This is a genomic window from Klebsiella sp. C283, from assembly GCF_048822555.1.
Lineage (GTDB): Bacteria > Pseudomonadota > Gammaproteobacteria > Enterobacterales > Enterobacteriaceae > Klebsiella > Klebsiella quasipneumoniae.
The window spans coordinates 1-9,835 of sequence record NZ_JBMEZS010000028.1; the positions used below are offsets into that span (position 1 = coordinate 1).

13 protein-coding genes and 2 pseudogenes are annotated in these 9,835 nt (G+C 51.3%); 9 read left to right on the forward strand and 6 right to left on the reverse strand.

From position 1 onward, the window contains the following. The 3 genes and pseudogenes from ACOI7Z_RS26250 to ACOI7Z_RS26260 all read left to right on the forward strand — a co-directional run. A partial coding sequence (locus ACOI7Z_RS26250) for a methyl-accepting chemotaxis protein (RefSeq protein ID WP_053390291.1) occupies positions 1-1,045 on the forward strand: 1,045 nt, incomplete at its 5' end. Positions 1,046-1,234: 189 nt separating this feature from the next. Beyond that, positions 1,235-1,441, forward strand: a pseudogene (locus tag ACOI7Z_RS26255) (CinA family protein); the annotation flags it as partial. Positions 1,442-1,617: 176 nt separating this feature from the next. Further along, positions 1,618-2,526 (forward strand): SDR family oxidoreductase, encoded by a 909-nt coding sequence (locus ACOI7Z_RS26260; protein ID WP_004193260.1) that lies wholly within the window; start codon positions 1,618-1,620, stop codon positions 2,524-2,526. 95 nt (positions 2,527-2,621) lie between these two features. Here the strand turns inward: ACOI7Z_RS26260 and ACOI7Z_RS26265 are convergent, their stop codons facing one another. Then, positions 2,622-3,266: a quinolone resistance pentapeptide repeat protein QnrB4 gene (locus ACOI7Z_RS26265; RefSeq protein WP_017900990.1), complete on the reverse strand. Its 645-nt coding sequence runs from the start codon at positions 3,264-3,266 to the stop codon at positions 2,622-2,624. An 82-nt stretch (positions 3,267-3,348) separates the two neighbouring features. Beyond that, entirely contained in the window at positions 3,349-4,338 is a 990-nt protein-coding gene (gene pspF / locus ACOI7Z_RS26270; RefSeq protein ID WP_017900991.1) for a phage shock protein operon transcriptional activator, read from the reverse strand. 155 nt (positions 4,339-4,493) lie between these two features. On the opposite strand from pspF, the gene pspA reads away from it, so the two are divergent. Genes pspA through pspD form a run of 4 tightly spaced genes read left to right on the forward strand, consistent with a single transcriptional unit; the run spans position 4,494 to position 6,039 of the window. After that, positions 4,494-5,162 (forward strand): phage shock protein PspA, encoded by a 669-nt coding sequence (pspA, locus tag ACOI7Z_RS26275; RefSeq protein ID WP_003020532.1) that lies wholly within the window; start codon positions 4,494-4,496, stop codon positions 5,160-5,162. A gap of 54 nt (positions 5,163-5,216) precedes the next feature. Further along, the gene (gene pspB, locus ACOI7Z_RS26280) at positions 5,217-5,441 is read left to right on the forward strand and encodes an envelope stress response membrane protein PspB (protein WP_004193245.1); all 225 of its coding nucleotides are present in this window, start codon (positions 5,217-5,219) and stop codon (positions 5,439-5,441) included. Continuing rightward, entirely contained in the window at positions 5,441-5,800 is a 360-nt protein-coding gene (gene pspC, locus ACOI7Z_RS26285) for an envelope stress response membrane protein PspC (RefSeq protein WP_004193243.1), read from the forward strand. Before pspB ends, pspC begins: the two co-directional genes overlap by 1 nt. 8 nt (positions 5,801-5,808) lie before the next feature. Continuing rightward, a complete protein-coding gene (gene pspD / locus ACOI7Z_RS26290; RefSeq protein ID WP_004193241.1) occupies positions 5,809-6,039 on the forward strand; it encodes a phage shock protein PspD in 231 nt (76 codons plus the stop codon). Positions 6,040-6,227: 188 nt separating this feature from the next. On the opposite strand, the pseudogene ACOI7Z_RS26295 reads toward pspD, so the two are convergent. The 3 genes and pseudogenes from ACOI7Z_RS26295 to ACOI7Z_RS26305 all read right to left on the reverse strand — a co-directional run. Beyond that, positions 6,228-6,416: pseudogene (locus ACOI7Z_RS26295) on the reverse strand (LacI family transcriptional regulator); the annotation flags it as partial. Continuing rightward, positions 6,374-7,195, reverse strand: a complete 822-nt coding sequence (locus ACOI7Z_RS26300) for a hypothetical protein (RefSeq protein WP_013214003.1) — start codon at positions 7,193-7,195, stop codon at positions 6,374-6,376. The pseudogene ACOI7Z_RS26295 and the gene ACOI7Z_RS26300, both read right to left, overlap by 43 nt. Positions 7,196-7,389: 194 nt before the next feature. Then, positions 7,390-8,529 carry an extended-spectrum class C beta-lactamase DHA-1 gene (locus ACOI7Z_RS26305; RefSeq protein WP_004236386.1) on the reverse strand — a complete coding sequence of 380 codons (1,140 nt, stop codon included), beginning with the start codon at positions 8,527-8,529 and terminating at the stop codon, positions 7,390-7,392. Between ACOI7Z_RS26305 and ACOI7Z_RS26310 the strand changes: the two genes are divergently transcribed. After that, positions 8,426-8,665 carry a hypothetical protein gene (locus ACOI7Z_RS26310; RefSeq protein WP_162270619.1) on the forward strand — a complete coding sequence of 80 codons (240 nt, stop codon included), beginning with the start codon at positions 8,426-8,428 and terminating at the stop codon, positions 8,663-8,665. The genes ACOI7Z_RS26305 and ACOI7Z_RS26310 overlap by 104 nt on opposite strands. Continuing rightward, positions 8,640-9,515, forward strand: a complete 876-nt coding sequence (ampR, locus tag ACOI7Z_RS26315; RefSeq protein ID WP_004193231.1) for a LysR family transcriptional regulator AmpR — start codon at positions 8,640-8,642, stop codon at positions 9,513-9,515. Before ACOI7Z_RS26310 ends, ampR begins: the two co-directional genes overlap by 26 nt. A gap of 3 nt (positions 9,516-9,518) precedes the next feature. On the opposite strand, the gene hypA is transcribed toward ampR, so the two are convergent. Further along, the coding region (gene hypA, locus ACOI7Z_RS26320; protein ID WP_029504331.1) for a hydrogenase maturation nickel metallochaperone HypA at positions 9,519-9,835 on the reverse strand (317 nt) is incomplete at its 5' end.

Sequence of the window (9,835 nt, forward strand, 5' to 3'; positions counted from 1 at the left end):
GTTAGCCACTTTAATGTCAGGAAGCTTAAGCTCTGTTAGTGTTTTGGCTATTCTCTCTCCTCTTGGAAGACTGGTTGAAAGAGCCAGGAATATTTCCAATAACCCATTAAGTCAATCCCTCTACACTGGGCGCACCGATGAGTTTGGCCAAATAGAGTTTGCTTTACGAATGATGCAAGCTGAAACAGGCGCCATAGTAGGTCGCATAGGTGATGCATCAAATCGGCTTAGCGAACACACCCGAGGCCTACTAAAGGATATTGAGTCAAGCAATGTACTTACAGTTGAGCAGCAGGCAGAGACAGATCAAATAGCAACGGCAGTAAACCAAATGGTGGCAAGCATTCAAGAGGTTGCGAGCAATGCACAGCATGCTGCAGATGCGGCCGGAAGAGCAGACACTGAGACGGCATCTGGCCAGCGTCTGGTAGCCCACACAAGCCAGTCAATCACTGCCCTTGAAGGTGAAATTAGGCAAGCCACTCAGGTTATTCATGAGCTTGAAGGTCAAAGTAACGAGATATCAAAAGTTCTTGACGTTATACGAGGGATCGCCGAGCAAACGAATTTGTTGGCACTCAACGCAGCAATTGAGGCCGCGCGTGCTGGTGAGCAGGGGCGTGGTTTTGCTGTTGTCGCCGATGAGGTTCGCAGTCTTGCTGCTCGCACACAGCAATCGACAACGGATATTCAAAGCATGATCAGCGCTCTACAAGAGCGAGCGCAATCCGCTGTTACAGTCATGGAGCAAAGTAGTCGGCAAGCGCACACGAGTGTAGCTCACGCAGAGGAAGCAGCTACAGCTCTTGATGGAATTGGCCAACGCGTTAACGAAATTACCGACATGAACGCGCAAATAGCGACTGCGGTCGAGCAGCAGGGAGCAGTAAGTGAAGACATAAACCGCAGTATTATCAATATACGCGATGCTGCTGATACCAATGTACAGACCGGGCAGAATAATTTGCAAAGTGCGAAATCTGTCGCTCAGTTAACTAGCGCTCTGAGCGAACTGGCAAAACAGTTTTGGGAAAAACGAGGATAACGCTTTTCAGTATCTCGACAGGGATAACTTACTTTACCATCGGTTATCCCTTTTAGCCGCACAAATTTTAGCCATGGCTTTTCAGGAAGTCAGGGCTATCAGAATGGCCTTAGAAAGCCTAGTCAAAGAGCTGTCACGAGAACACCGTTAGCTTAGCGTACGATTTTTTCCGAATTCTGCGGTTCCCCCAGTATAGCCATCAGCGGATATGCAGGGCCGGAGGGTGGGGAGGATGGTACTCCCGCAGGAACCGTGTGGTTTGCGTGGAATTTCCGCGGACAGATAATAACAAAACGTGAGTGTTTTTCCGGGGATTGCCAGGACGTCATTGAAAAGGCGGTACGTTTTAGCCTGGCGGTATTGATTGAAGAAGTGTCAGCCTGGAAGAACAAATAAATAAACCAGGACTTATCCTAGGAAATATTTCAATGCTATGTGAAGTTATCGTCGTGAGAGCCAGGTTAATATTAGGAGAAAATTAAGTGGTAGGTAAATTATAAAGACCATGTCATTCATTTTGTTCTACGCTTATTAGTCTTTGCGATGAATGATGACTCACGAGAGGTGATTGAATGACTGACCTAAATAAAGGAAAACAGACCACCAATAAAACTAATTCAGAGCGTTTTCCGCAGCCGCCTTTTCCACATCAAAAACAACCTTTTCCGGGGCTCGCCGGAAAAATGCAACCGCGCCCCGATCATGGCGAACAAAGCTATCAGGGAAGCGGCAGGTTAAATGGTCGCAAGGTATTAATTACCGGTGGTGATTCAGGTATTGGGCGTGCTGTTGCCATTGCCTATGCCCGCGAAGGCGCCGATGTCGCGATTAATTATTTACCTGAAGAAGAGGACGATGCTCGTGAGGTTGTTGAGTTGATAAAAAAAGCTGGGAGAAAAGTTGCGGCGATTCCCGGCGATATTCGTGACGAAACTTTTTGTAACCATCTGGTAAAACAGGCGGTAGACGCGCTGGGAGGGTTGGATATCCTGGTGAATAACGCAGGCCGTCAGCAATTTTGTGAATCGATCGAAGACCTCACCACAGAAGAATTTGATGCGACATTCAAGACCAATGTCTACGCCATGTTTTGGATCACCAAGGCGGCTATTCCCCATTTCTCCCGAGACAGCGTGATTATTAACACCTCATCGGTACAGGCTTATGAGCCGAGTGAGATCCTGCTTGATTATGCTCAGACCAAGGCGGCGATAGTGGCATTTACTAAATCGCTGGCGAAGCAACTGGCCCCTAAAGGGATCCGTGTAAATGCTGTCGCGCCTGGGCCGTACTGGACGGTATTGCAGTGCTGCGGCGGCCAACCACAGGAAAAAATTGAGAAATTTGGTGCAAATGCGCCGCTTGGTCGCCCTGGCCAACCGGTAGAAATTGCTCCGCTGTATGTCACTTTAGCGGCTGAAGAGAACAGCTATACATCCGGTCAGGTATGGTGTTCTGACGGGGGGACCGGAACCCTCTGACGTTTATGCCCCCGAAGTCGAAACGTCTGAGGGGGAAAGCCAGCCCGGACAATATTGTATAAGGGCAGGGGGCGGCATATACCGCTCCCTGAACATTAACCCATGACAGCGATACCAAGACGTTCCAGGAGCAACGATGCCTGGTAGCTGTCCAGTTTGACGCCTTGCAAATCAACCCCGCGGATATCTAAATCGCCCAGTTCCGAATTGGTCAAATCACAGTGCGTAACGTTTGCTGCTCGCCAGTCGAAGGATGAAAACTCGCCGCCAGAGAGGTCTGATCCACTGAACGTTGCGCCCAGCACCTGAGTACCCATCCAGCGGTTTTCCCACAGCTCGCACTTTTCCAGTACGACTTTTGAAAAGTTGGCGTAGCTTAAGTTGGTATTGGTGATATAGGCGCTACAAAACCAGGTGCGGGTGGTGATCATATTCATAAAACTTGCGCCGCGAAAATCTGACCCTTGTGCCCGGCAGTGGCGAATTTCGATTCCCAGCGCATTGATATTCCTGAAATCAGCCATGGAGAGATCACAACTTTTGAAAATGGCATCTTTCAGGTTAGCGCGACTAAAATTACATCCTTTCTGACTTTCTCGATCATAAAACTGGCAGCCAATAAATTCAGTGCCGCTAAGGTCGGCACCCGAAAAATCACAGTTGAAAAATGTGCTATTTTCAACTTTTTCACCGGTGAACCTGTTTCTGTCAATTTTTTCGCCAACTAACGCCAGAGTCATCATGATTAACCTGTTTTTTTATACAGTGATTGCAACATGGTAAACTGTTTTAACTCTCGCGTCCAACGTCTGCCCCTGCACGCTAAATTTGGTGTTTCTTCAGTAATGCGCGGAGTTGATGGTAGGTCAGACCTAATAATTCAGCGGCTTTTTTCTGATTAAATTTCGCCTGCTGTAAGCTGGTTTGCAAAAATTCCTTCTCCTGCTGCTGTTGGAATTCACGCAGATCCAGCGGTAGGGTTACTGATGTATGTCTGGTTTCTTGCGCCAGCGGCGGTGCGGCGTGACGCCTGAACGGGTCAATCACAATCTCATTCAGTGGGTAATCGCTGGTCCCGTGTCGGTATACCGAACGCTCCACGACGTTTTTCAGTTCACGAATATTGCCCGGCCAACGGTAGTGGAGGAGCGTTTCTTTGGCCTCATCGGTGAACCCAGGAAACAACGGTAACCCGATCTCACGGCACATCTGAATGGCAAAATGTTCAGCCATTAACATGATATCGCTTTGACGTTCGCGTAACGGGGGAAGTTGCACCACGTCAAAGGCCAGACGATCCAGCAGGTCGGCGCGGAACGTGCCTTCACTCACCATGCGTGGCAGGTCGGCGTTGGTTGCGCAAACCAGTCTTACATTGACCTGCAGAGGTTGGCTACCGCCTACGCGTTCCAGCTCTCCGTACTCAATAACGCGCAGCAGTTTTTCCTGTACCAGCATCGGGGCGGTTGCCAGTTCATCAAGAAACAGTGTGCCGCCATCGGCGCGCTCGAACCGACCTGGGTGACGTTTCTGCGCGCCGGTAAAGGCGCCCGCTTCGTGCCCAAAGAGTTCGGAATCAAGTAAATTTTCGTTGAGCGCGGCGCAGTTAAGTGAAATAAACGGGCCTTGCCAACGGGTTGAGAGGTAGTGCAGGCGGTTGGCGATAAGCTCTTTCCCTGTTCCTCGTTCCCCAATGACCAGCACAGGTTTATCCAGCGGCGCGAGACGAGAAACCTGCTCCAGCACTTCAATAAAGCTGTTCGCTTCGCCCAGCAGATTATCTTTGTATCCTGCCATGATGAAATTCACCATTTGTTAGTGTTATTCACCAATTTACCCTATTTATCCCGACAGGTAAAATTAGTTATTTTCAAATATTTCAATGAATTAAAAAGTTGGCATGCGAAGTGCATTAGAACAGCAGCAGGGCATTGCCCGATATCAGAACAGTAAGTGAGGATTACATTATGGGTATTTTTTCTCGTTTTGCCGACATCGTGAACGCCAACATTAATGCGTTGCTGGAAAAGGCTGAAGATCCGCAGAAGCTGGTGCGGTTGATGATCCAGGAAATGGAAGACACGCTGGTTGAGGTGCGCTCCAACTCCGCACGCGCGCTGGCAGAAAAGAAACAGTTATCGCGTCGTATTGAACAGGCCAGCGCCCAACAGGCAGAGTGGCAGGAAAAAGCAGAGCTGGCGCTGCGTAAAGAAAAAGAAGATTTGGCGCGTTCTGCGTTAATCGAAAAGCAGAAACTGACTGACCTGATTGCCTCCCTGGAGCATGAGGTGACGCTGGTTGACGATACGCTGGCGCGTATGAAAAAAGAGATCGGTGAACTGGAAAACAAACTCAGTGAAACCCGTGCTCGTCAGCAGGCATTGATGTTGCGCCATCAGGCGGCGAGTTCTTCCCGTGATGTTCGTCGTCAACTGGACAGCGGCAAACTGGATGAAGCGATGGCTCGCTTTGAATCTTTTGAGCGTCGTATCGATCAAATGGAAGCTGAAGCTGAAAGCCATAACTTCGGTAAGCAGAAGTCTTTGGATCAGCAATTTGCTGACCTGAAAGCAGATGATGAAATCAGCGAGCAGTTGGCGCAATTGAAAGCCAAAATGCAGCAAGACAAGCAATAATAATATCTGGCGGTGCCCGAACGCGCCGCCGCTCATCACCTGTAAGGAGTACTCATGAGCGCGCTATTTCTGGCCATCCCGTTAACCATCTTTGTGCTGTTCGTCTTACCGATTTGGCTCTGGCTGCATTACAGCAATCGTTCCAGTCGCGGCGAGCTGGCGCAAAGTGAACAACAGCGTCTGGTAGAACTTAACCAGGACGCACAGCGGATGCGTGAGCGCATTCAAGCGCTGGAAGACATCCTTGATGCTGAACATCCAAACTGGAGGGACCGCTAATGGGGGGCGTTAATCTGAATAAAAAACTGTGGCGTATACCGCAGCAGGGCATGGTGAAAGGGGTTTGCGCGGGTATTGCGCATTATCTCGATGTTCCTGTGAAACTGGTGCGGATCCTGGTGGTGCTGTCCATCTTTTTTGGTCTGGCCTTTTTCACCTTTGTCGCCTACATCGTACTGACGTTTGTGTTGGATCCGATGCCAGACAACGTGGTTTCCGGAGAACAGCAGCCATCAAGCGGTGAGCTATTGGATGCTGTCGATCGTGAACTGGCTGCAAGTGAAAAGCGTTTGCGTGAGATGGAGCGTTATGTAACGTCTGATACTTTTACATTACGCAGCCGCTTCCGCCAATTGTGAGGTTAGAAATGAATAATCGCTGGCAACGTGCCGGGCAAAGGGTTAAGCCGGGCATTAAAATAGCAGGTAAGCTGGTGCTACTGACTGCGCTGCGCTATGGCCCGGCTGGGGTAGCAGGGTGGGCGGTGAAGTCCGTGGCCCGACGTCCGCTAAAAATGTTGCTGGCGTTAGTATTGGAACCTTTGTTGAGCCGGGCAGCGACAAAATTGTCGAAACGCTATTCAGGTAATCAACCCTGATATCCGAAACAACAAAAGCAAGCAACATTTAGTCAACATTCCCCCAGTTAATTTGCGGCAGAGTAGTCTCTTGTGTCATGGGATCGCTACCAATAGAAATGAAGGTGAAAGCGACAGACTCCATTATGCAGGTATCGGTGTGAATTACGCATTCTAAAATGCACTGGGGCATTGTTATGCCCCAGTTTTTATACCAGTGAGTCGGCTAACGATATTTGTGTACCCACGGTGATATTTTGTAAACCTTTCTCACCGGCAATCAGGCTAAATAATAAATTACAGCTTTGTTCGCCGAGCTGCTGGGTTGGGACATCAATGCCTCCCGGCACGGGCGTCAGCATAAATGACAACAGTTCATTACAGTGACGGTATACGGCACCGGCTTGCCGTCACGGGTCATAGACAGACGCGATTCCAGATTTTTGACATCAGCGGGGGCATTGAAGGTCAGGCCGATAATGGCGTGTTTTTTCATCGGATCTTGCGGATCCTGATAGAACTCCGCCCGGCCGCCGCGATAATAAAACTCAGGGGTGGTAAAGGTTTTTTGTTTCTCTGTTAACGCCACCTGCGGAGCCAGCAGTGTTTTGGCATCCATATCGACGGTGTAGGTTTTCCCCATCGGGAAGGTTTTTTTCGCCGTGAATACCAGCTTACGGTCATTACGCCACTGCCACTCACCTTCCATTGCGGGGGTCAGGGTAATACCGGCGGTGACCGGTTTACCGATCAGCGTTACCGGTGCGGCAGAGCGGGAGAATGTCACCACCACAATCTGCGCTGAATTATCATCACGGTTATAATTAACCGCCGAAGGGCGCTGCACAGACGCGGAAATATCCTGCACCACCAGCGGCGCAACATCCACCGGCTTCGGTTTGTTCTGATACCAGTGCCAGGTGTAATAACTGCCCGCTGCCACCGCAGCAGTCAGTAATAATAAGGCAGATATGGTTTTCGGATAGCGGTTGCCCCCCCGCTCCAGCCGGGCAAGCTGATTACCGGCAAAGGTCACCCAGCCCGGCACCGCCCAGCGGATCCGTCCGGTGAACGGGCGCAGCAGAAAACCCAGCAGAGTAAAGAGATAAACAAGACTGCGAGCCGCCAGACGCAGCAAAATAAAAGGTAAGCGGAGGATAAAACGCAGAACGTCCATGACAACATTTTCCTCTGTGTGTTGAGACTGACATCAGTTTGCCGCAGCACACAGTGAAATCCGGTTCAGCCGGAAGCTGTCAGTGCCCGATACTCTCATCCTCCATAAAACAGCCCATAAAGCAAATTATTGCATAAGGAATAATCTTAAATTACGGCCCCGGCGTATCCGCAGGGGCCTGTTCAGGAAAAAAATTATTCCAGTGCACTCAAAATAGCCTGTGCAGCTTTGACTCTTTCGGTATTCGGGTAGTTTTTATTCGCCAGAATCACAATCGCCACCTGTTTTTCCGGAATAAAGGCGACATAGGCGCCGAAACCAGTTGTTGCGCCCGTTTTATGCACCCAGGAAGCACGGTTATACGGCTGAACCTGGTTGTCTGTTACCGGATGCGGCTGCAATGCGACCTCGTTGGTCACACCGTTAATGATCATATCTTTCTGCTGCGGCCAGTCATACATTTCCCAGCCCAGCCCCTGGTTAATCGCGGCGGTTTTATAGTAGCGGGTCTGGGCGAGATACATTGCCATTTCCAGATCCGCATTACCGGCCCGTGACGGCTCCATATTCATTTCCGCCCAGCGCAGCATATCTTTTGAGGCGGATTTCACGCCGTAAGATTCCGCATCAAGCTGTCCCGGCGACACGCGGACCGGTTTTTTGTTTTTATAACCGTACGCATACTGGCTTTGCGCACTTTCCGGCACAGTAATAAAGGTGTGAGATAACCCCAGCGGTGCCAGGATCCGTGCAGTCAGCAACTGCTCATACGGCATCCCCGCCGCGTTTGCGGTCAGAGCACCAAACAGGCCGATACTGCTGTTTGCATACAGACGCATATCGCCCGGTTTCCGGGACGGCTGCCACTGCTGATAGAAATTCAGCAGATCCGCACGGCTTTTTACCGCATCCGGCACCTGTAACGGCAGTCCGCCTGCGGTATAGGTAGCCAGATCCAGCAATGTGATCCCCTTCCACTGCGGCAGAGCCAGCTCCGGCTGGTATTTTGCCGCCGGATCATTCAGCGCCATCTCTTTTTTCGCCACAGAAACCGCACCCAGCACACCTGTGAAAGTTTTACTTACAGATCCGAGCTCAAATAGTGTATTTTCAGTGACCGGCTGTTTTGCCTGAATATCGGCAAAACCATAATTGAAATAATAGGGCTTACCCTTTACGGAGACGGCAACCGCCATCCCGGGAATATCCTGCTGTGCCATCAGCGGTTTAATGGTGCTGTCCACCACCGCCGCGACATTATCAGCGGCAGAAAACCCCGGGGCGGAAAACGCCAGCAGAGCGGAAATCAGTGTTGCAGATAACGATTTTTTCATCAGAATTAACCTTCCGTGTGTGAGTAACGGCGGCAAGTATCGTCAGATTCACCGGACAGAACAAACGGTTATTTATAACAAGAGCCTAAAGAAAAACTTACAGGTGGATTATGGTCAGACGTTATCTCCCCCTTAACCCGCTGCGCGCCTTTGAGGCCGCCGCCCGTCATCTCAGTTTTACCCGCGCGGCGATTGAGCTGAATGTCACCCATGCCGCCGTCAGCCAGCAGGTCAGGGCGCTGGAAGAACAACTCGGCTGTGTGCTGTTTACCCGCGTCTCGCGCGGGCTGGTGCTGACCCATGAAGGTGAGGGATTACTGCCGGTGCTCAATGAGGCGTTTGACCGGATTGCGGATACTCTGGAGTGTTTTTCTCACGGGCAGTTCCGTGAGCGGGTGAAAGTCGGTGCGGTGGGAACATTTGCCGCAGGCTGGCTGCTGCCGCGTCTGGCCGGATTCTATGACAGCCATCCGCATATTGATCTGCATATCTCCACCCATAACAATCATGTGGACCCGGCGGCGGAAGGGCATGATTATACGATCCGTTTCGGTAACGGCGCGTGGCATGAGTCAGATGCGGAACTGATTTTCAGTGCACCACACGCTCCGCTGTGCTCACCGGCCATTGCAGAACAGTTACAGCAGCCGGATGATGTTCACCGCTTTACCCTGCTGCGCTCATTCCGCCGGGATGAATGGAGCCGCTGGCTGGATTGTGCGGGCGGCACACCGCCTTCCCCGTCACAGCCGGTAATGGTGTTCGATACCTCACTGGCCATGGCCGAGGCGGCACAACTGGGTGCCGGGGTAGCGATCGCACCGGTATGTATGTTCAGCCGCCTGTTACAGTCAGGCGCACTGGTACAGCCGTTTGCCGCAGAAATCACCCTCGGCGGCTACTGGCTGACGCGGTTACAGTCCCGTACGGAAACCCCGGCCATGCAGCAATTCGCCCGCTGGCTGCTGAATACGGCGGCGGCGTAAAACTCACTCACCTTCCAGGCTTTTTACCCGCAAATCATCACCTTCACTGATGCGCAGCCGTTCACTGCCGCAGTGCGGACAGCATCCGGCGTGCTGCATGATTTCGGCCTCACGGCTGCAATCCCAGCACCATGCCTGTGCCGGGATAACATCAATATGCAGTGTGCAGCCCTGCGCCACGGTATCACGGCAGGCGATATCAAAACAGAAATGCAGTGCACTCTCCTCAACATCCGCCAGTGCGCCGACTTCCAGCCAGACATCCGTTACCCGCGCAATGCCGTGCTGTTCAGCCTGTTCGCGGATAATGTCCGCCGCAC

Coding starts and splice junctions, on each gene's coding strand:
- ampR (WP_004193231.1), top strand. CDS start 8,640: ATGGTCAGACGTTATCTCCCCCTTAACCCGCTGCGCGCCTTTGAGGCC.
- pspF (WP_017900991.1), bottom strand. CDS start 4,338: ATGGTGAATTTCATCATGGCAGGATACAAAGATAATCTGCTGGGCGAA.
- ACOI7Z_RS26265 (WP_017900990.1), bottom strand. CDS start 3,266: ATGACTCTGGCGTTAGTTGGCGAAAAAATTGACAGAAACAGGTTCACC.
- pspC (WP_004193243.1), top strand. CDS start 5,441: ATGGGGGGCGTTAATCTGAATAAAAAACTGTGGCGTATACCGCAGCAG.
- pspA (WP_003020532.1), top strand. CDS start 4,494: ATGGGTATTTTTTCTCGTTTTGCCGACATCGTGAACGCCAACATTAAT.
- pspD (WP_004193241.1), top strand. CDS start 5,809: ATGAATAATCGCTGGCAACGTGCCGGGCAAAGGGTTAAGCCGGGCATT.
- ACOI7Z_RS26260 (WP_004193260.1), top strand. CDS start 1,618: ATGACTGACCTAAATAAAGGAAAACAGACCACCAATAAAACTAATTCA.
- ACOI7Z_RS26300 (WP_013214003.1), bottom strand. CDS start 7,195: ATGGACGTTCTGCGTTTTATCCTCCGCTTACCTTTTATTTTGCTGCGT.
- pspB (WP_004193245.1), top strand. CDS start 5,217: ATGAGCGCGCTATTTCTGGCCATCCCGTTAACCATCTTTGTGCTGTTC.
- ACOI7Z_RS26305 (WP_004236386.1), bottom strand. CDS start 8,529: ATGAAAAAATCGTTATCTGCAACACTGATTTCCGCTCTGCTGGCGTTT.
- ACOI7Z_RS26310 (WP_162270619.1), top strand. CDS start 8,426: ATGGTGCTGTCCACCACCGCCGCGACATTATCAGCGGCAGAAAACCCC.